Source organism: Nitratireductor aquibiodomus, assembly GCF_900105565.1.
Taxonomy (GTDB): domain Bacteria; phylum Pseudomonadota; class Alphaproteobacteria; order Rhizobiales; family Rhizobiaceae; genus Nitratireductor; species Nitratireductor aquibiodomus.
In genome coordinates, this window is sequence record NZ_FNSL01000001.1 from 1,855,174 (window position 1) to 1,875,812 (window position 20,639).

A 20,639-nucleotide genomic window follows, 5' to 3' on the forward strand; every position below is an offset into this window, starting at 1 on the left:
GAAAAATCACTTGTGTACAAACTAAATCACCAATCCATTCCCTTGGCAACAGGACATGCCCCAAGGGAAACACAGCGGTGTTTTAAGCCATTTTGCGCTGCAGCGAAATTGGCAATGGGGGATAAAGACGCGAAGAAACAAAGAGTTACCACGAACCCACTCAAAGCAGAATTGCGGGCGTGCCAAAACGCGTATCAAGAAAATTTATTCCAGCAATCCGCTGTTTTCAGCCAGCGGTGGGGGCGGAGAGCAGCCAGAGGCCAAAAACCGTATATCCGACCATCAGGACAGCAAGCGGGATCTGGCTGACGGTCGCGAGCCGTGCCGATCCAAAATGCCGATAGGCAATCAGATGCGCCAGGACCACCGCCAGCACATGCCCGCCAATGATCGCCACGGCCTGCGCGTTCCAGATGATCCAGGCCGATTGCGCGCCAAGCGTAGCGCCCGCCTGAACATGCATGCCTGCCGTGCCGAACAGGTTCCAGCCACGCATCAACGGGTCCGAGAGCGCCGCAAGCGCATACTGGCTGTTGATGGTAAACCCAACCATATAGTGCGAAAAGTGATAGGCAAGCGCGATGGGAATGATCGACCACGCCAGAAGTCCCGCCAGCTTCCGCACGCCCCGCTTTCCGGCCAGCCGGCAGCCAAGCCAGACCGCGCCCATGAAACCGGAGAAAAGAAGCCCGAACATCACGACAAGCCCAAGCGAGCTCTCCCCGGTCACCGCCGAGCGACCGGGGAATTCCAGCGGGTTGATCCCGATAAGATCGAGCCAGAAAAAAGTGTGTTTGAGCCCGTCGAAGGAAACCGAACTCAAGGCCAGAAGCAGAAAGGCGACACCGGAAAGCGACAGTGCCGCCGCGCCTCCAAGCTTGTGGCCCGGCAGACCGAGCACCAGCCTCTTTCGCCTGCCCTCCCCGCTCAGGGCGAACAGGGAAAGGCGCGAGAGCATACCGAAAAAGAGCGACAGGAACTCCGCACGTGTGCACCAGCTTTCATGGCCAAACAGGACCATGCCCGCGAAAGTGAAGCCCCAGTAGAGCGAGACCGCCACCGCCAGTCGCTCGGGATCGGCGGGCGCCAGATACACCAGTTCGAACCATGCGAAGCCGAACAGGGTGAGGCAGGCCGGCCAGCGCCCCAGCACTGCTGGTAAAGGCCGGATCCCGCCTTCAGGCAAACCGGCACGCACGAGCATCCGCCACGGCCCATACCATGGGTTGATCCACGCCCAGAGATTGCCGAGCAGTCCCTGCGCGACGGTGACACCCACCCAGAGCAGGGTCCAGATCACCAGCGGCAATGGGTTGGAGAGTGGATCACGACTACCCTGAAACCCCGCATAGACAATGGCCGCCAGAGCGAGGAAGGACAGGGTGCTGGTTACGGCTCGGCCATCCAGAGGCATGGGAAGAAGCGAAATGCGGCGCGACAGCAGCCGTTCAACGCCCTGAACCGGCAGAAAGACGAGAATGAGAAAGCTCAGGGCAACCGCAAGCATGCCACCGAAGAGATAATAGTCGGTCGGCAGAAGCAGCACATAGCCGCGCTCGGATGCGTGGGCCCACGCCGCACCGCCAGAAAAGCAAAGCGCCGCGCCCGCAGATACGGCACGCCTGCCGATTGCGTTCATGCCTGCGTTCCGGCAGCTCCGGCTGTCATGCCATCCAGATCGGCAAGTGTGAAAACGTCAACGGTCAGCCCCACATGCTCTTTCATCAGTGCCAGCGCCCCCTCCAGATTGCGGTCTAGAGCAAGCTCCATGAGTTGCGTGTGCTGGTCAAGGGACATGGCCGCGTCGAGCGCCTCAATGGCCGCTTCATACCCTTCCTCCGCGCCTGCGGCGGCGCGAAGCGCCGGCGTCACGGTCAGGAAGATGTGATGCCGGCAAAGCTGGCCCCATATCTGGGCGTAAAAATGCTTCAGCCAGGTCGCGTCGGCTGCGGAAAGCAGTGCCTCGTGAAATGCCTGGTGCTTCTCCACCCAGTCGTGCAGGGCATCATCGGAAAGCCCCTTTGCCGGTATCTGACAGCGCGACAGGCGGTAGTGTGCCGTAACGACTGCAGCCTCCCAGTCGGTACCGCCTTTGCGTATGGATTCCTCCAGAAGCGTGGTTTCCACGGCCAATCGGGCCTTGGAGAGATCTTCCAGTTCTGCCCGCGAAACGGGCGCAACCGCAAACCCGCGATTGCTTTCGGCAGTAACGAGCCGCTCGGCTTCGAGCCGCGAAAGCGCTTCGCGCAATGGCGTCCAGCCAAACCCATAGGCCTTGCGTAGCGCAGCGATCCGCAATGGCGCCCCCGGCATCAACCGTGTCGCCAGAATGTCGCGCCGAAGCTGATGATAGGCCGCTTCGGTCTTCGTCAGCGGCTCCGCGTCATCCACCACCATATGCTGCAATTCTGCTCCTCCTCGGGAACAAAAGTATATATAATTTCTGGCCCATTCAACGATTATATATAGTGTTTGACAGGCATTGCCCCGACGATATGATGGCCTTTCAAATGGATGGGGAGGATCCGCATGTGGCATGCGGAGCGCCGTCCGGCAAGGATTGCAGTGGGAAACCGGGCAGTCTCTGATTGTTATGTAGGGCGAGGACGCAGCCGGCAGGCTGCTCCCGATTTACAGGCCCACGCGGCCTCTGGGAGGAATGACATGACTGTAAAATCACGCTTATCGCTGCGTGGCATTGTGGCTGCTGGCGCGGTGGTTCTCGGCCTCGGCGCTGCCAGTGCCGAGCCAATCCGCATCGGCATTGCAAATTTCGGTGAGCACCCGCAGCTCAACACGGCGATCCAGGGCTTCAAGGACGCTCTTGCCGCTAGCGGCTACGAAGAAGGCAAGGACGTTGTCTATTCCGAGAGCCACACCAATTTCGATGCTTCGCTCGTGCCGCAGATGATCGCTAAGCTGCAGGCCGAGGGTCCGGCCCTCATGTACACCGTGACGACACCGGTCTCGCAGATCGCCAAGAAGGCGCTTTCCGGATCCGGCATTCCAATCGTCTTTTCAGCCGTCACCGACCCGGTGGCCGCCAAGCTTGTTCCTTCTTGGGAAGCCGGCGATGAAGGCATGACCGGCGCAACCGATCTTCAGGACGTTGCCGCCGTCATGGAGTTCGCCAAGAAACTCGTTCCGGACGCAAAGCGCATCGGCCAGCCCTACAATCCGGGCGAGGCCAACGACGTGGCACTGCTTGAGAAAGTCCAGGAAGCTGCCCCGGCTGCCGGCTTCGAGGTCGTGCCCGTGGGCGTCGACAATGTGAACGACATTCAGCAGCGCATCGCGTCGCTCGCCGGCAAGGCCGACGTGATCTATACGCCCGCCTCCAACCTGCTCCAGCCCGCGATTGCCGCCGTTTCGGCTGCCGCGCGGCAGGCCGGCATCCCGATCATCAACTCCGATGATGGCGCCGTGTCCGACGGCGTGGTTCCGGCAAGCTTTGCCGTGAATTACCAGCAGGTCGGCCTCAACGCCGGCAAGATCGCGCTGCAGATTCTCGATGGGACGGACCCCAAGTCGATCCCGCCGATGAACCCGGCCTATGAGGATCATTCGCCGCGCATCTCGAAAAAGGCCATGGCTGCCTTCGGCCTCGATATCCCTGAAGAGCTCGCCGACTGCGACTGCATCGTCGACTGATACGGCAGAAAATCAGGACGCGGCGCCCCATGGACGCCGCGTCAACTTCAAGGAGGCGCCGGTGCTGGAAATTCGTGCCGCACGCAAAGTGTTCTACCGGGGACAACCCGACGAAAAGATCGCCCTGAACGGGCTCGGCCTCACCCTCAAAACTGGCGAATTCGGCGTCGTGATCGGCTCCAACGGGGCGGGCAAGAGCAGCATGCTCAACGCCATTTCCGGATCGCTCTCGCTCGATTCGGGCCAGATTCTCATCAATGGCGACGACATAACGGCTTTGCCGGTGCACAAGCGCGCCACCCGCATCGCCCGCGTGTTCCAGGATCCCATGCTCGGCACCGCTGCAAGCATGACCGTCGCCGAAAACATGCTTCTGGCAGAACTGCGCAGCACAAGGCGCACGCTTCGCCATGGGCTCAACGCCAGGCGTCTTGCCGACTACCGCGAACGGCTTGCGATTCTAGGTCTCGGCCTCGAAGAGCGCCTCAACACGCGCGTCGATCTTCTGTCCGGCGGCCAGCGCCAGTCACTGTCGCTCATCATGGCGGTGGGCGGCTCACCCGACCTCCTGCTGCTCGACGAGCACACAGCCGCCCTCGACCCGCGCACCGCCGACATCGTGATGGAGGCGACCGTACGCGCTGTGGAGGCACTCAAGCTGACCACACTCATGGTCACCCACAACATGCAGCATGCCGTCGATTACGGCCACCGCGTCATCATGCTCAATGCCGGCCGTGTGCATCTGGAAATCGGCGGGAAAGAAAAGGCCAATGTGACCGTGCCCGACCTGATCGGCCATTTCGCCACCAAGACCGACAGCATGTTGCTCGCGAGCTGACCCATGATCGATTTTCTGCAAACCACGCTCACAAGCTTCGTCGCACTCATCCCGGTCACGCTCGCGCAAAGCCTGATCCTCGGCTTCGTCGTGGCCGGCATCATGATCCCCTTCCGCATGCTGAGCTTTCCCGACCTCACCAGCGAGGGCGCCTTCCCGCTAGGCGGCTGCGTCTGCGGCGTGGCGCTCGCCTCCGGCCTCGGCCCCCTCACGGCCATCGGACTGGCACTGCTCACCGGCTTCGTCGCCGGCTGCTGCACCGCCTTTATCCATCTGCGTTTCCGCATCCACACGCTTCTGGCCGGCATTCTCGTGATGACCATGCTCTACAGCGTGAACCTGCGCATCATGGGCCGCTCCAACCTTTCGGTGTTCGGCACGGAAACCATCTTCGACTGGGTGCCGTTCGTGCAGCCGGGCTTCCCGCTCGCCAAGATCATCGCGGTGGGCGTCATCACGCTCGCCATATTCCTGGCGCTCAACTTCTTCTTCACGACGGAGAAGGGCACGGCGGTTCGTGCCGTGGGCGCCAACCCGGTGATGGCCGAAGCACAGGGCATCAATGTCTGGGCAGCAACCATTGGCGGCATCGGCCTTGCCGGGGCGTTCTCCGCTTTCAGCGGCGCACTGATGGTGCAGTCGCAGGGCTTCGCCGATGTGAACATGGGCCTCGGCATCCTCATCAACGGCCTTGCAGCCTTGATGATCGGCGAGGCCATCGTCGGCAAGGCGACCGTGTGGCGGCAGCTCCTCGCACCCTTCGCCGGTGCGATGGTCTACTACCAGCTTGTCTCGCTGTGCCTGGCGGCAGGCATGCCTCCACCGGACCTGAAGCTCGCCACCGGCGCATTCGTGCTTCTAATGCTCGCCCTGCCCACGCTGCGCGCCACGCGCGGCCGGCAAGCAGCAACGCCGCGTGAGAGCTTCCGCGAGTAGAAAACTCCGGGCATGGCCTCAAAGCATTGATGGGAAAATCAGATAGAGCGGTTGATCGTTTCCATGAAACGGTGAGCCGCTCTATTCGAGAGGCCGCGCCTCGGACGGCAGCATGATGGGAATCCCGTCTCGGACGGGATACGCAAGTTTCGCGCTCTTCGAGATCAGCTCGCTGTTCTCCGCGTCCCAGCGCAACGCCCCCTTGGTCAACGGACAGACGAGAAGTTCCAGAAGCTTGGGGTCCAGCGCAGCCTCGTTTCTGCCTTCGTCATCATCCTGCATCACAAACGCTCCAGTTTCCACGTCAGGCCCGCTCTCTACTGGAGCCGGTGCCCTGTCTCGCCATCGCCCTGCGCCAAAACGATCTCGGTTATGGCGATCAGCGTGTCCGCGCGCGTTTTGAGATCTGGCGCTTCAAGCAATGCCTGTTTTTCGGCCGGACCATACGGCACCATCATGGACAGCGCATTGACGAGGCTTGCATCCTCGGCCTGGTGCACACTATCCCAGTCCGCTTCCAGATTGTTGGCATCGAGATAGGCGCGCAACGCCTTCAACAAAGCGCCACGATCCACCTGCTGCTCATCGGAGCTGTCATGCAGGTCCGCCTCGAATGGGAGAATACGGCACTGACGGAACGGGGTCCTGACCTTGAGTTCTTCCAGCACCCTGAAGCGGCAGATGCCGATCAGGGTTATGAGATAGCGCCCGTCGCCCGTTTCGGAAACAGAGCCCAGTCGCCCGACACATCCCACATCGCAGAGTTCAGGCTCTCCGTCAGCCCTCTTCGCACCGTCGAGACGCGGTTGCACCATGCCGATCAAACGCGTTCCAGACAGCGCATGATCCGTCATCGCAAGATAACGCGGTTCAAAAATATTCAGCGGTAATCGCCCACCCGGAAGAAGCAGGGCCGCCGACAATGGAAACACGGGAATCACACTGTCGATATCGCGGCCGCTGCGATACGAGGTATTGCCTGCCTTCACATGACGTCTCCCGATCTTTAACCGATATCTGGAGCAGTCTTCTCAATAGGCAAATAATCGAAAGACTTATGAGAACAGCAGCGACGACAGTTTGCGCCGTGCTGACAGCGTCGCCGGGTCCGAAGCGCCCCACGCCTCAAAGAACTTGAGAAGCTGCGCCCGCGCGCCGTCTTCGTTCCATTCGCGATCCTTGCGCACAATGGTCAGCAGACTTTCGGCAGCCGCCGCACGGTCACCCTTGGCATTCTGAAGAAGCGCCATGTCGAAACGCGCCTGGTGGTCGTTCGGATCTGCGGCCAGGCGCTGCTCCAGCGCCGCGCTGTCGCCCAGATCGGCCACCTGCTCGGCAAGCGCCATCTTGGCCTGTACGGCTGCAATGGGAGCCGCCTCTCTGTGCTTCTCCGGCACCTTGGCCAGCACCTGCGCGGCCTGTTCCTTCTGCCCCGCCTCGAAGAGCAGATCGGCCAGGCCTCCGATGGCATCGACATTTTCAGGCTCGCGCTGAAGAACAGCCGAATAGATTTGCGCAGCCATCTGCTGGTCGCCACTGGCAACGGCTTCTTTCGCCGCTTCGAGCGCTTCCGCGATCTCGTCGCCGCCGGCTCCGGCCACCAGTTTGTCGATAAACGCCTTGACCTGGCTCTCGGGCAACGCCCCCATGAAGCCATCCACCGGCTGCCCGTCCTTGAAGGCGAAGACCGCCGGGATCGATTGAACACCAAGCTGGCCGGCAATGGCCGGATGCTCGTCGATGTTCATCTTCACGAGCTTCACCTTGCCACCGGCCGCGCGTACCGCATTCTCGATGATCGGCGTCAACTGCTTGCATGGCCCGCACCAGGGTGCCCAGAAGTCGACCAGCACGGGCTGATTGCGCGATTCCTGAATGACATCGGCCGTAAAGCCGGCGGTCGTCGTGTCCTTGATCAGGTCTGCGGCCGGCGTCTGCGGCGAGTCGGAAAGTGAAAAGCCCTGACCAGCCGGAGCCCCAGGGGCCGAAACAGGGGCCGAAGCAGGCGTCTCCCCACCAAAATCGACCTTGGTGGTATACTGTGCAGCCCCTGCACCATAATTGTCAGGCTTGCCGTATGGATTGTCGCCGTTGGTCATAAAGGCCCCTTCTCTGCTTCCGTCCGGCGCGGCCTGCAGGGAGTGCCGGTCAGCCGATAGAATACGTTTCGTCGCCACAAATGTTGGCGATCACTCTGTCACTTTCAAGACAAGCGGCTGATGCTCGACCGCTTCAAGAAAACGCATGAGATCATCGCGACCGATCGAAGTTGTCGCCTCGTTGGTCAGCGGATGCGCGTTGATGATGTCATTGTCCATCAAATCCGCGTCGAGCACCACTGTCACCCTGTGGTGATCGTCGTTGATGACACCAAACACAGTGACAGACCCCGGCTCCACGCCAAGATGTTCCATGAGCTTGTCCGGCTTGCCAAACGAAACACGGCTCGCCGCCCCGATCTTGTGGTGGATCGTCTTCAGGTCGACCTGCGCGTCCTCATCGACAGTAACAAGAAAGAAATTGTCCTTCTTGTCCTTAAGAAAGAGGTTCTTCGTGTGCCCCCCGGGAATCTCACCTCGAAGGGATTGCGAATCGGAAACTGTGAAAAGCGCCGGATGCCGATGGGTCTCAGCCTCAATGCCCAGTTTTCCCAAGAATTCCAGCAGCGCTTCGGGTGATTTCGGCACGACCGAGCCTCATGAAGTCGAAGTTCTTTCCGCCACGGTCGTAGCCGTACCGGCACCGCAGACGCAAGCCCCGCAGGAGCGGAAAGCGGCAGTGCAGGCACGCCGCACCCATTGTCGGATACGGTTTTGAAAAAAGCGCATTATGGCTGTCGATTTCCTGTTGCATTTGCCGGCGAGATCAGACTATAAGCGCGCCGTCGGAAGCGACAAGCCGAGCGGGCGTAGCTCAGGGGTAGAGCACAACCTTGCCAAGGTTGGGGTCGTGAGTTCGAATCTCATCGCCCGCTCCAGTTTTCCTTGCGACACGAACAGCTTACAGGCTCGGGTTTCCCGGGCCTTTTTGCTGTCTTGGGCTGGAAGTCACGCCAGATGGCATATCTCCTCCAGCCCACATATCGGTTACGCACTCAACGATAGCGTCCGTGTTTCTGCAACACTTCAATCTTGTATCCATCGGGGTCCTGCACAAAGAAAAAGCGAGCCAGCAACGTGCCCTCGCGCTCGAAGGCGACGATATCGCGTGGCGCCAGTCCGGCAGCCTTAAACCGCGCATGCTCGGCATCGAGATCATCCACCGCAACCGCCAGATGACCATAGCCATCGCCCGGATCGTAAGGTTCAGTCTGTCCTTTATTGACAGTCAGCTCGACCTCGAAATCGGCCTCTGAATTGCGCAGGTAAACGAGCGTGAAGCCCTCGAAGTCAAAACGGTCTGCGACATCTAGGCCGAAAGCCGTCTTGTAGAACGCGACCGATTTCTCTTCGTTGACGACGCGGATCATGGTGTGAATGCACTTGGCCAAAATTGTCTCCTGACAGATTGTTTCCTGAGCGCGTCCCGATAGCAGAGTCGCGGGATAATTGTGATGCACACGTCCATTTGTGTGCTATCAAAGATTGATGGCCGGCTTTATGAATGCTAGCTCACGCAAGGTTACATATTTTATTTTCCGGGAGGATCACGTGAACAGACGGCGTTTTGCGATCATTGGAGCAGTTCTTTGCGGGCTTGCCGCCAGCGGTGTGGCGCTTGCACAGCAGCCGCAGTTTTTCCGCATCGGCACCGGCGGCACCGCCGGCACCTACTATCCGATTGGCGGCCTCATCGCCAATGCCATCTCCAATCCACCCGGCTCCCGCGCCTGCGATGAAGGCGGCTCCTGCGGCGTGCCCGGCCTCATCGCCACCGCGCTTTCGGCCAATGGCTCCGTTGCCAATGTGAACGCCATTGCCGGCGGTTCGCTGGAATCCGGTTTCTCGCAGTCGGACGTTGCCACCTGGGCGCACAGCGGCACCGGCATCTGGGAAGACCGCGAGCCGGTCGAGAAGCTGCGCGCCATCGCCAATCTCTATCCCGAGACAATCCACCTCGTCGCCAGCGCCGAAAGCGGCATTGACAGCGTGGACGATCTCGCCGGCAAACGCGTTTCGCTTGATGAGCCGGGCTCCGGAACGCTCGTCGACGCCCGCATCATCCTCAATGCATACGGCCTTTCCGAAGAAGACGTGGAAGCGCATTACCTGAAGCCCGATCAGGCCGCCGAGCGCATGCGCGACGGCGCCATGGACGCCTTCTTCTTTGTCGGCGGCTTCCCGGCCGGCGCCATTGCCGAGCTGGCCAGCCAGCACGACATCACGCTCGTCTCCATTGCCGGCGACGAAGCGGACAAGGTGACTGGCGAGCATGGCTTCTTCGCCGCCAACACCGTTCCCGCTGGCACCTATGAAGGCGTCGATCAGGACGTCACCACGCTTTCGGTCGGTGCCCAGTGGATCACCAGCGCCGACCAGTCGGAAGAACTGATCTACGAGATCACCAAGGCGCTGTGGAACGACAACACCCGCAAGCTTCTGGATGCCGGCCACCTGAAGGGCCGCCAGATCACCGTCGAGACCGCGCTTGACGGTGTCGGCATCCCGCTGCATCCGGGCGCCGAGAAGTTCTATCGTGAAGCGGGTGTCCTGGGCGAGTAACGCCCACCCCACATGAACGCTGAAAACCGGACCCGACCTGTCCCACAGGCCGGGTCCGTGTCGTTCGGCGCAACAAACAGAACGATTTCCAGAGAGGGCAGGCAGGATGGGAAACCCGTCTGAAACCGAACGCGCGGAAGCGCTGACTGAAGAAGAAATGAAGGCGCTTGAAGAGCGTTTTGATTCAGAAATTCGCTTCCGTCCCCTGCCTCCGCTGTTAGGCTGGATTGCCGGTGGCGCGCTGTTCATCCTCTCCTGCTATCACTACTACACGGCGGGCTACGGCATTCCGCAGGCGACAACGCATCGCGGCCTGCATCTCGCATTCACCCTTGCCCTGATCTTCGTCTTCTTCGCCGTGTGGCATCAGCCGCGCGAACCGCGCCGCGGGCTGCTTGCCCCGCTTGGCATGCCCCTTCTCGACTGGGTGTTTGCCATCGCAGGTGCGGTGTCAGCGCTCTACGTCCCCTGGATTTTCAACGAACTGGCCTTCCGCGTCGGCGACCCGCTTCCCATCGATGTCATCATGGGCACGGTGCTGATCGTCGTTCTGCTGGAAGCAACGCGCCGCGCCATGGGCTGGCCCCTGCCCGTGATCGCCCTTCTGTTCATCGCCTATGCCTATTTCGGCCAGTCGATGCCCGGCATTTTCGCCCATCCGGGCGCAAGCTGGGACAACATCGTCAACCATCTCTATCTGACCAGCCAGGGCATCTATGGTACCGCTCTCGGCGTCATCTCGACCTACGTGTTCCATTTCGTTCTGTTCGGCGTCCTCGCCACACGCATCGGCCTTGGTCAGCTTTTCATCGACCTCGCTTCGGCCCTTGCCGGGCGCTATTCGGGGGGACCGGCCAAGGTGTCGGTTCTCTCCTCCGCTATGCTCGGTTCGATCTCCGGCTCGTCCATTGCCAACACCGTCACCACCGGTTCACTCACCATCCCGGCGATGATCCGCATCGGCTACCCACGCCATTTCGCGGCCGCCGTTGAGGCGGCAAGCTCCACGGGCGGACAGATCACCCCGCCGGTCATGGGCGCGGTCGCCTTTCTCATGATCGAATATCTGGGCGTGCCCCTCACCACCATCTTGACCGCCGCCCTCGTGCCTGCATTCATGCATTTCTTCGGCGTTCTGGTGCAGGTGCACCTGGAAGCGCGACGCCGCGGCCTGCGAGGCCTCACGAAAGACGAGCTTCCAGTCGCCTGGACCGTCTTCAAGGCCGGCTGGCTCACCACGCTCCCGCTTTTCGTTCTGGTCGCCATTCTGCTGTCGGGCAAGACCCCGTATCTCGCAGCTTTCTGGGGCATCACAGCCTGCCTTCTGGTCCTCGTCATCCAGAATTTCATCCGTCACGACTTCAGGACCGCCATCACCGAAAGCATCCGTGAGACATGGGAGGGTTTTGTCGTCGGTGCGAAATACTCGCTCTCGGTCACGGCCGCTGCAGCCCTTGTCGGCGTCATCATCGGCGTTGTCACCCTCACCGGCGTCGGCTTCAAGATCGCCTATATGGTCACATCCGTTGCCGCCGGCTGGGCGCAGAGCGTGGCAGACAGCCTCGCATTCCTGCCCTTCGAACTCTTCAGCGTTGCCACGCTCACCCTGCTCTTCACCCTCATCATGACGGCAATCGTCTGCGTGCTGATGGGCTGCGGCATCCCCACCACGGCGAACTACCTGATCATGATCGCCGTCGCAGCCCCGATCCTCAACCTGCTCGGCGTCGAACCGATCGTGGCCCACTTCTTCGTGTTCTATTTCGGCGTTCTGGCAGACATCACCCCGCCGGTGGCGCTGGCGGCCTATGCGGCGGCAGGCATCGCCGGTGCCAACGCCTTCAAGGCCGGCAACACCGCCTTCCGGCTTGGCATGGGCAAGGCGCTGGTGCCGTTCGTCTTCGTCTTTTCTCCCTCCATGCTGCTAGTCACCGACAGCTTCACCTGGAACGAGTTCTTCCTGGCAACCATCGGCGCAATGCTCGGCATCTGGATGCTCTCCGCAGCCTTCTCAAACTGGCTTTTCGCACCGCTGCGCGTCTATGAGCGGCTGCTTCTTGCAATCGCCGCCATCCTCTTTGTCGCGCCGGATCTCTATGCCACCCTGGCCGGCGCCATCATCACTCTTCCGGTGTTTCTGCGACAGATCGCGGGACGCCGGCAAGCGAACGCCTCCAGTTCCTGAAAACCGGAACACACGCCCGTCTTGCCGAGCTGTTGAAAGCTGATTACGCTTCCTCCGCCCTTTTCTGCATGGAGAGCAGATAAGGGCGGGAGGAAATTTATGCTGTCTGACGAGACAAACAGCCTGGCACCGCTCGATGCCTTTCAGGCTGGTGTGCGCAATGTTTGCGGGCAGTTTCTGGTGTCGCCGCCGGATGGCGCACGCGACATGCGCGGGCTCATCACATTGAAACAGCGCCAGGCGCTGGCTGTGGCGGTCGTGCGCAACAGCGCCGCGCGCATCAACCGGGACTGGCGCTGCATCCGGCAGGATTCCGCCGAGCACCTCTTTCTGGTTCTGCAGAAATCGGGACATTCGGTCATGCGGCAGGGCGACGCCGATGTGCGGCTTGCGCCGGGCGACTTCATCATGATCGATTCGGCCTATCCTTCGCGCTTTCTCTATGGCGACAGCGGCAGCCTGCAGTATTCCGTGCACCTGAACCGCTCCGAATTTGCCCACCGTTTCGGCACCGCGGCCCTTGGCGGCTGCCCGATCCCGGGCTCCACCGAGATCGGCATGGCCCTTCGCGCCACCATCGACCGCCTCGTCAATTCCGAGGACGCCGCCGCGCAGCAACACTTCATCGGCGAAGCCTTCTTCAATCTGATGGGCGCCTATCTGTGCGGTCTTGAAGCCGGCGCTCTGGCCTCCGCCCGAACCAGCGATGAACTGCTTGTCACCAAGGCACGTGCCTATATCCGCCAGCGCTTCCGCGATCCCGCGTGCACACCAGCCAGCGTCGCATCCGCCATGGGGGTCAGCCTGCGCGCCCTGCAGCGCCGGTTCCAGGCTGCGGGCTTGTCCCTGTCCGAGTGCCTTATCGCCACACGGCTCGATTATGTCTGCAACCGTCTTATGGCCCAGAAGAGTGCCGGCACTTCGGAGCGCATTTCTACCATCGCCTTTGACGCAGGTTTCAACGACCTGTCCTATTTCAACCGCCAGTTCCGGGCGCGTTTCAGGGTCCCGCCCGGCGAATACCGCCTTCACGCAGCGACGTCATCGGCCAAGAACCCGACGCAATAGTCCAAGACCGTTGGCCGAATGCGCCTCCACTATGACCGATTGATGCCGCCTGAAATGCGGCGCTATCGGGAGGAGGAAGACAATGGCCGATACGGCAAAGGAAGCGACCAGCGATCCGTTCCACAACATCATCAACGGGCGTGCGACGCCGGGCGCAGAGACGTTTCCCGTCCTCGATCCGGCCAACGGCGCACTGGTAGGCCATATGCCGCTCGGCACGCCGGGTGACCTTGATGATGCCGTAGAAGCCGCACGCAATGCATTCCCCGGCTGGGCCGCCACCAGCGATGCCGACCGAAAGGCCGCCTGCCTGAAGATTGCAGACCTCGTCGAGCAGAGCATTCCCGGGCTTGCCCCGCTGCTGACCGCCGAGCAGGGCAAGCCCATTGGCGGCTTCGGCTCGCAGTGGGAAATCGGAGCCGCCGCCGCTTGGACACGGCACACCGCAAGCCTCGAACTGCCGGTCTCCGTCCTGCAGGACAACAATGAGGGCCGCGTAGAGGTCCACCGCAAGCCCATTGGCGTGGTCGGCTCCATCACGCCATGGAATTTTCCGGTGCTGATCGCCGCCTGGCACATCATTCCCGCCGTGCGCGCCGGCAATTGCGTGGTCATCAAACCCTCGCCCAACACACCGCTCGCCACGATCCGCTTCGTTGAAATCATCAATCAGGTGCTGCCGGCCGGCGTGGTCAACATCGTGTGCGGCGCAGATGAAATCGGCGCGGCCATGTCCGCCCATCCCGGCATCGACAAGATGGTGTTCACCGGCTCCACCGGCACTGGCCGCAAGATCATGGCCTCGGCTGCCGAAACGGTGAAGCGCCTGACGCTGGAACTCGGCGGCAATGATGCGGCCATCGTGCTGCCCGATGTCGATCCGCAGGCGGTCGCCGAAGGGCTGTTCTGGGGCGCGTTCCTCAACAACGGCCAGACCTGCGCCTGCATCAAGCGGCTCTATGTGCATGACAGCATCTATGACGCCGTCTGCGATGCACTCTCGGCACTCGCCGCCGCCATTCCCATGGGCGACGGACGGCAGGATGGGGTCGCCCTCGGCCCGGTGCAGAACGCCATGCAGTTCGAGCGCGTGAAAGAGCTGGTCGAGGAGGCAAGAGCTTCCGGCGCGCGCATTCTCACCGGCGGCGCGCCCTCCGGCGGACCCGGCTATTTCTACCCCGCCACCATCGTCGCCGATGCCGAGCACGGCATGCGCCTTGTCGATGAAGAGCAGTTCGGCCCGGTTCTGCCGGTCATCCGCTACACGGATGTGGAGGCGGTGATCGCACGCGCCAACGACAACCCGAACGGGCTTGGCGGCTCGGTCTGGTCGCAGAACACCGAACGCGCGAAGGCGCTGGCGCTGCAACTCGAATGCGGCACCGCATGGATCAACAAGCACGGCATGATCCAGCCCAACGCCCCCTTTGGCGGCATCAAGCAATCCGGCGTCGGCGTGCAGTTCGCCGAGGCGGGGCTGATGGAGAACACCGTCGGCCAGACCCTGATCATGTAACGGCACGGTTCAAGAGGAGGAGATACGATGAAGAGACACTTATCCGCCACCTGCGCGGCCATGGCGCTCACCGTCTTATGCGGCGGCGCTCTGGCCCACCCACTGGACGGCCTGTCGAAAGAGGAGATCGCAGAGGTCGTCACCATCATGAAATCCGATGACCGGATTTCCGACGAGGCCCGCTTTCCGCTGATCGAGCTGAAAGAACCGGAAAAGGCCGACGTGCTTGCCTGGAAGGAAGGCGATGAAGGCCCCCGCGCCGCCACCGTCCATGTCATCTCGGGCGACGAGACCTACAAGGCCGAGGTCGATCTGGTTTCCGGCGAAATCAGCGATTTCGGCGCCATTGGCGGCCAGCACATGGTGCTGCTCGAAGAGTTCATCGGCGCCATGGATCTGGCGCTTTCCGACGAAAACTTCGTCGCCGCCCTCGCAAAGCGCGATCTGGAGCCCGGAGACGTGTTCTGCCTGCCGCTGACGGCCGGCTCGTTCGACATGGAGGCGGAAGCTGGCCAGCGCCTGATGAAGGTGCCCTGCTATGTCAATCCAACCGGCTCCAACTTCTACGCCAAGCCCATTGAGGGGCTTTACGCCGTGGTCGATCTCGCCGGCAAATCCGTGGTCGAGGTGATCGACAATGGTGTCGTCCCGGTGCCGCAGGATGCCTGGGGCTACATGGAAGAAGAGGTCGAGGCGCGCACGGGCGCACTGCGGCCGGAAAGCAATCCCGCCACGCTGCGCCAGGAAGGCGATCCCAACTTCACCATCGACGGCAGCATGGTGAACTGGGACATCTGGCGCTTCCGCTGGCGCGTCGACAAACGCCCCGGCGTGGTTCTCTCCAACATCGAGGTCAATGACCGCGACGACTGGCGCTCGGTGCTCTACCAGGCTCATCTGTCGGAAGTCTTCGTGCCCTATATGGACCCGGACGAAGGCTGGTACTGGCGCACCTATATGGACAGCGGCGAATATGGTTTCGGCATCTTCCTGAGCCCGCTGCGCGCGGGCGTGGACTGCCCCTCCTATGCGCGCTTCCTGCCCGCCACCGTGCATGACGATCTGGGCAACCCGATCGAGATCCCGGATGCGTTATGCATCTTCGAGCGCAATATCGGCGACCCCGTCTGGCGGCACTACGAGATCTTCGCGCAAAGCGAGGAACAGTCCGTGCCGGCGGAAGGCCGCCCCGCAAGCGAGCTGGTCGTGCGCTCCGCCTCGCAGGTGGGCAATTACGACTATCTCATCGACTATGTGTTCGAGCAGAATGGGCGCATTCGCGTGATGGTCGGCGCAACCGGCCTCGATGCGGTGAAGGGCGTTGCCTCCACCTCCATGGAGGACGCAACCGCCGAACAGGAAACCCGCTACGGCACGCTGATCGTGCCCAATCTGGTCGCGCCCAATCACGACCATTTCTTCAACTTCCGGCTCGATTTCGACATTGACGGTCAGGACAATGTCTTCATGCGCACCGGCCTCGTGAAGGGCGACATGCCCGATGGCGTGCCACGCCGCTCCATGTGGGTGACCGAGGCAAAAATGCCGAAGACCGAAATGGAAGCGCGCTATCGCGTGAACCCGGCAACGCCGGCCATGTATCACATCATGAATATGGGCCGGAAAATCGGCGTCGGCCATGCCCCGGGCTACATGATCCTGCCGCAGAACAGCGTGGCCTACAGCCCGCTGGACACGGAGAACGATCCGCCCGCAAAGCGCAACGCCTATATCGACTATACGTTCTGGAACACGCCCTATGTGGCCAGCGAACGCTATGCCGGCGGCGAATACGCCTTCCAGAGCGACGGGTCGGACACGCTGGCCGAATGGGTGAAGCAGGACCGCAGCATCGACAACACCGACATCGTGACCTGGTACACGATGGGCTTCCATCATGTGCCGCAGATGGAGGACTGGCCGGTCATGTCGACCATGTGGAAGGGCATCACGCTAAAACCCTACAACTTCTTCCCGCACAATCCGGCGCTCACCGTGCGACTGCCCAAATAGGCTGAATACGAACCGCAGAAACGGAAAGAGGCGCGACCGAAAGGCCGCGCCTCTTTTGTTCAACCCGCATGGGTGCTTATTCGGCGCCGATGGCGTCGAGACCGGCGCGGGCGCAGGTGGCGTCAATGTCGCCCGAAGGCGCGCCGCCGACACCGATGCCCGCCACCAGAGCGCCACCGATGCGCACCGGCAGACCACCGGCCTGGATTACCAGACGGGAATCCATGTCGCGCAGGCCGTCATTCTGCGGGTTCTCGCCGATGAAGTTCGCCAGACCAGCCGTGTCACGGCCAAGGCTTGCGGAGGTGAAGGCCTTGCCGACGCTGCTGCCGGTCGTGTGCGGGCCGGAATTGTCGGCTTTCACGAGAACCTTGGTTGCACCGCTGCGCTCTACCACGGCAACGCTGACCGCATAACCTTCTGCGGCACAGGCGTCGAGTGCAGCCTGAGCAGCCTTCTGCGCCATGTCGAGCGGCAGGTAAGGGGCGGTCGGCAGGTCCTGAGCCGAAACGGCGGTCGCGGCCAGAAGCGAGGCGGAAAGAACAATCGAACGGATCATCGGGAACTCCTTGGGTTTGGATGATCCGTTTCTAGCAAGCTGCCCCGCTCCACCGCATCGGTAGCGCTGGCGGGGGGCTCCGTAGTTCTACGGATGCCTGTTCGCCTGCAGCCAGAGCCGCGTCATTTCCGCCGCCGATGTCGTACCGAGCTTTGCGCCGATGGAAGCGCGATGGCTTTCCACCGTGCGTGGCGAAACGGCCATCGAAGCGGCAATTTCCTTGGTGGTGAAGCCGCCGGCAATGCGCTCCAGAACCTCGCTTTCACGGCCCGTCAGGCTCGCCAGAAGGTCCGCCGTTTCGGCGCGTTCGGCCGCTTCCCGCTCAGAGCGGTCCAGTATGTCCTGCGCCTTCTGGATGGCGTCGATCAGATCCTGCTCATCCACGGGCTTGCTCAGAAAATCCACCGCCCCGTTGCGGAAAGCCCGCCGGCAGGCCTCGATGTCACCATGCCCGCTGATCACAATGGTTGGCCAGCCGACACCGAGCGCAAGCAGGCGCTCCTGTAGTTTCAGACCCGAAATCACCGGCATGCGGATATCAAGAACAAGACAGCCCGGCGGCAGTTTTTCCAACGCGGCGAGGAAGGATTCAGGGCCGGAAAACGCCTTCACCTCCACACCAACCGTGCTCAGAAGCAGGACCAGCGCCCGGCGCACCGCCTCATCGTCATCCACCAGATAGACAGGCCTGCTCATGCGGCAATCTCCACCTTCGCACGCCCGTCCACGAGGGGCAGGCAAACCCGAAACCAGGCGCCCTTCCGCGAAGACCTGAGTTCGATGTCGCCGTCCATCCGCTCCACCAGCCGCTGTGAGAGTGCGAGACCCAGGCCCGTGCCGTGATCCTTGCCGGTAACAAAGGGCTCGAATATCTGGGCACGGATTTCAGGATCGACGCCTGGGCCGTTATCGCGCAGGTCGAGGACTGCCAGACCCGCCTCCCTGCTGCTTTCAACGACCACCTCACCCCGGGTCCCCGGCGCGTTGTCCAGAGCTTCGAATGCATTGCGAACGAGATTGAAAATCACCTGTTCCAGTTCCGTCTGGTCGGCACGCACCGGGAGAGGCCCGTTCCCGAGCATCAGTTTCAGAACCACCGCACGCCTGCGCGCTTCTGGCAGCAGGAGTGCTTTCACACCGCTGATCGCCGCATTCAGATCCGTCACCGCAGACGGGTTGCCGCGCACCGGCCTGATCCATTGACGCAGATGGGCGAGAATGTCCGCGCCCCGCCGCGCCTGTGCGATCAGTTCGTCAAGCACCGAAGCGACAGCGCCCGTGTCACCATTGCCCAGAAGCCGCTTACCGGCCTGCGCCTGACTCAAGATGGCGGTCAGCGGTTGTGTGAGTTCATGAGTGATCCCGCTTGCCATTTCACCCAGCGCATTGACACGGGAAGCATGCGCCAGACGCGTTTCCTGTGCGCTCAGTTGCGCGGCCTGTTCTGCCTGACGTCGCCGCGCCCATTGCTGCCAGAGGACCACGCCGGCCAGAAACACTGCCGACATCATGATGAGAGCCGGCGCCAGTTTCGCAGGGGGCATCAACACTGCCAGGGTCTGCGGAATCGCGACCTCAAGAACGAGCGGCTGCGAAGTGCTTCCCAGTCTCTGTGCAAAAGCCGGGTCGCTTTCGATTTGCTCCCCCGCCAGCAGCGTACCATCCGGCAGCGTCAGGGAAAAACTGACGGACGGTTCCAGCCAGAAATCCCGGTCAGATTCCAGCAGCCCCTGTGCATCTATGTCCAGCGACAGACCAAAACGTGCCGCAGCCGTATTCGGGCTCCGCTTGACGAGCAGGTAGCGGCCCGGCGCGCCAGGTGTCGGTCGCAGAACAAGCGCGCCATCGGACGCCAGTGCCGCCCTCCGGACCATGTCATCGACGGCCGGATCGACACTGTCTCGTGTGGTCACGCCCGTCTCACCTGCATTGAGGGGAACAAGGTCTATCGCCACGATGCGTGGATAAAATCGATGGATCGTCCCCGCCACTTCCAGAAAGAGATCGAAGCGGCTTTCCCCGCCGGCAACCGCTACCGCCGAGAGAGCGGTCAGGTGCGCGTCATGCTGGTCAGCACGCTGAGAAGCAACGCTGTGCAGCACCCGGCTTTCAGCCGCGAGTTCCGAAAGCAGCTGCCAGCGCTCGTTTGCCACAACGGCCGCGACCGTTAGAAGCGCCAGCACCAGCCACACACCGACGAGCCACAGGGGCCGGTCGCCTTGGGCGTTTCTGTCGGTGGTGTTCTGGTTCATCCGCGCGATTTTGAGGAACAATCCGCCTTTTGCAAGTCATTGCGCCGGAAACATCTCGTCAATGATGCCGGCCAGGTGCCGCACTGCAGCGCTCGCACCGGTGCCGCGCCACGCAAACCCGATCTCGATTTCGGGTTGCTGTTCCGCAAGCCGGAAATAGGCGACCCCCGGTCGGATCAGCCGTCGCATCGTGCTCGGCACGAACGCGATGCCAAGCCCGCTGGAAACGAGATTGATGATCGTCTGCATCTGCACGGCCTGCTGTCCCGGAACGGGCGCCGCGTCACGCTCGGCATAGTAGCGTGTGACGAGATCGTGCAGCACCGGCGCGCTATGGCGTGGAAACAGGATGACCGGCAGATCGCGCAGCGCGTTGAAGTCGAGCTTTCCGCCGCGCGGCACCACACGTCCGGAAATCACCCATTCCTCCGGCACCGCCACCACCAGCCTGTCCGTTTCCACCGGCCGATACCGCAGAGGCGAGTGCAATGCGCCGCGCGGCGGAGCGATGATGATGCCGGCATCGAGGGCACCATCGAGCAGTTCGGCGATCTGCACGTCGCTCGTCGCTTCGTTCAACACCAGCTCGACCTCGGGAAACCGTTCCTTGAAGCGGCGCACGAGCTTCGGCAGGAAGCTGTAGCTTACGAAGCTAATGAAGGAGAGACGCACGCGGCCGATCTCGCCGCGCGAAAGCCGACGCGCCACCCGCGGCAGTTCGGACGCCTCTTCCAGAACCCGCCGCGCATGGGGCAGCCACTCGTGCCCGACCGGCGTCAGCGTCACGCTGCGCCGTGTCCGCTCAAAAAGTGTCAGGCCCAGAACCGCCTCCAGCGCCTGTATGCTCTGGCTGAGCGGCGGCTGAGTCATGCCCAGACGTTCGGCCGCGCGACCGAAATGCAGTTCCTCGGCAACCGCGACGAAATGCCGAATCTGGCGAATATCCATGCCATCTCA

The 20,639-nt window shown here is 62.0% G+C and carries 19 protein-coding genes and 1 tRNA gene; 9 read left to right on the plus strand and 11 right to left on the minus strand.

Annotated features, from left to right (window positions below; translation table 11 throughout):
* Positions 1–226: 226 nt before the first annotated feature.
* Together BLW55_RS08775 and BLW55_RS08780 are read right to left on the minus strand one after the other, a co-directional pair.
* Positions 227–1,639 carry a hypothetical protein gene (locus BLW55_RS08775; RefSeq protein ID WP_090328351.1) on the minus strand — a complete coding sequence of 471 codons (1,413 nt, stop codon included), beginning with the start codon at positions 1,637–1,639 and terminating at the stop codon, positions 227–229.
* A complete protein-coding gene (locus BLW55_RS08780) occupies positions 1,636–2,397 on the minus strand; it encodes a GntR family transcriptional regulator (RefSeq protein WP_090328353.1) in 762 nt (253 codons plus the stop codon). Before BLW55_RS08780 ends, BLW55_RS08775 begins: the two co-directional genes overlap by 4 nt.
* Positions 2,398–2,664: 267 nt before the next feature.
* Between BLW55_RS08780 and BLW55_RS08785 the strand changes: the two genes are divergently transcribed.
* The 3 genes from BLW55_RS08785 (at position 2,665) to BLW55_RS08795 (ending at position 5,428) form a co-directional block, all read left to right on the plus strand.
* Positions 2,665–3,651, plus strand: coding sequence for an ABC transporter substrate-binding protein (locus BLW55_RS08785; protein ID WP_090328355.1), 987 nt, complete (start codon positions 2,665–2,667; stop codon positions 3,649–3,651).
* A gap of 61 nt (positions 3,652–3,712) precedes the next feature.
* Positions 3,713–4,492: an ABC transporter ATP-binding protein gene (locus BLW55_RS08790; RefSeq protein WP_090328358.1), complete on the plus strand. Its 780-nt coding sequence runs from the start codon at positions 3,713–3,715 to the stop codon at positions 4,490–4,492.
* A 6-nt stretch (positions 4,493–4,498) separates the two neighbouring features.
* A complete protein-coding gene (locus tag BLW55_RS08795; protein WP_025029179.1) occupies positions 4,499–5,428 on the plus strand; it encodes an ABC transporter permease in 930 nt (309 codons plus the stop codon).
* Positions 5,429–5,509: 81 nt separating this feature from the next.
* On the opposite strand, the gene BLW55_RS08800 is transcribed toward BLW55_RS08795, so the two are convergent.
* From BLW55_RS08800 to BLW55_RS08815, 4 genes are all read right to left on the minus strand, one after another.
* On the minus strand, positions 5,510–5,710 hold the full coding sequence (locus BLW55_RS08800) for a Trm112 family protein (protein ID WP_007007031.1): 201 nt from the start codon (positions 5,708–5,710) through the stop codon (positions 5,510–5,512).
* Positions 5,711–5,745: 35 nt separating this feature from the next.
* Positions 5,746–6,417, minus strand: a complete 672-nt coding sequence (locus BLW55_RS08805; protein WP_007007032.1) for an LON peptidase substrate-binding domain-containing protein — start codon at positions 6,415–6,417, stop codon at positions 5,746–5,748.
* 66 nt (positions 6,418–6,483) lie between these two features.
* Positions 6,484–7,527, minus strand: a complete 1,044-nt coding sequence (trxA, locus tag BLW55_RS08810) for a thioredoxin (protein ID WP_090328360.1) — start codon at positions 7,525–7,527, stop codon at positions 6,484–6,486.
* A gap of 90 nt (positions 7,528–7,617) precedes the next feature.
* The gene (locus BLW55_RS08815; RefSeq protein ID WP_007007033.1) at positions 7,618–8,115 is read right to left on the minus strand and encodes a prolyl-tRNA synthetase associated domain-containing protein; all 498 of its coding nucleotides are present in this window, start codon (positions 8,113–8,115) and stop codon (positions 7,618–7,620) included.
* 215 nt (positions 8,116–8,330) lie between these two features.
* Here BLW55_RS08815 and BLW55_RS08820 point away from each other — a divergent pair.
* Positions 8,331–8,405 (plus strand) — tRNA-Gly (locus BLW55_RS08820).
* 117 nt (positions 8,406–8,522) lie between these two features.
* Here the strand turns inward: BLW55_RS08820 and BLW55_RS08825 are convergent.
* Positions 8,523–8,918, minus strand: a complete 396-nt coding sequence (locus BLW55_RS08825; RefSeq protein ID WP_090328362.1) for a VOC family protein — start codon at positions 8,916–8,918, stop codon at positions 8,523–8,525.
* 160 nt (positions 8,919–9,078) lie between these two features.
* Between BLW55_RS08825 and BLW55_RS08830 the strand changes: the two genes are divergently transcribed.
* The 5 genes from BLW55_RS08830 (at position 9,079) to BLW55_RS08850 (ending at position 16,871) form a co-directional block, all read left to right on the plus strand.
* Complete coding sequence (locus tag BLW55_RS08830; RefSeq protein WP_007007035.1) at positions 9,079–10,089, plus strand: TAXI family TRAP transporter solute-binding subunit; 1,011 nt, start codon at positions 9,079–9,081, stop codon at positions 10,087–10,089.
* Positions 10,090–10,195: 106 nt separating this feature from the next.
* Entirely contained in the window at positions 10,196–12,274 is a 2,079-nt protein-coding gene (locus BLW55_RS08835; RefSeq protein WP_090328365.1) for a TRAP transporter permease, read from the plus strand.
* A 99-nt stretch (positions 12,275–12,373) separates the two neighbouring features.
* A complete protein-coding gene (locus BLW55_RS08840) occupies positions 12,374–13,342 on the plus strand; it encodes a helix-turn-helix domain-containing protein (protein WP_025029176.1) in 969 nt (322 codons plus the stop codon).
* 82 nt (positions 13,343–13,424) lie between these two features.
* Positions 13,425–14,858 (plus strand): aldehyde dehydrogenase family protein, encoded by a 1,434-nt coding sequence (locus BLW55_RS08845; RefSeq protein ID WP_244509026.1) that lies wholly within the window; start codon positions 13,425–13,427, stop codon positions 14,856–14,858.
* 27 nt (positions 14,859–14,885) lie between these two features.
* A complete protein-coding gene (locus BLW55_RS08850) occupies positions 14,886–16,871 on the plus strand; it encodes a copper amine oxidase (RefSeq protein ID WP_090328367.1) in 1,986 nt (661 codons plus the stop codon).
* A gap of 76 nt (positions 16,872–16,947) precedes the next feature.
* Here the strand turns inward: BLW55_RS08850 and BLW55_RS08855 are convergent, their stop codons facing one another.
* From BLW55_RS08855 to BLW55_RS08870, 4 genes are all read right to left on the minus strand, one after another.
* Positions 16,948–17,430, minus strand: coding sequence for a GlcG/HbpS family heme-binding protein (locus BLW55_RS08855; protein ID WP_090328370.1), 483 nt, complete (start codon positions 17,428–17,430; stop codon positions 16,948–16,950).
* 87 nt (positions 17,431–17,517) lie between these two features.
* A complete protein-coding gene (locus BLW55_RS08860; protein WP_090328373.1) occupies positions 17,518–18,126 on the minus strand; it encodes a response regulator transcription factor in 609 nt (202 codons plus the stop codon).
* On the minus strand, positions 18,123–19,703 hold the full coding sequence (locus BLW55_RS08865; protein WP_244509027.1) for a sensor histidine kinase: 1,581 nt from the start codon (positions 19,701–19,703) through the stop codon (positions 18,123–18,125). The genes BLW55_RS08860 and BLW55_RS08865 overlap by 4 nt, the downstream gene beginning before the upstream one ends.
* Positions 19,704–19,718: 15 nt before the next feature.
* The gene (locus BLW55_RS08870) at positions 19,719–20,630 is read right to left on the minus strand and encodes a LysR family transcriptional regulator (protein WP_007007041.1); all 912 of its coding nucleotides are present in this window, start codon (positions 20,628–20,630) and stop codon (positions 19,719–19,721) included.
* Between the last annotated feature and the right edge of the window lie 9 nt (positions 20,631–20,639).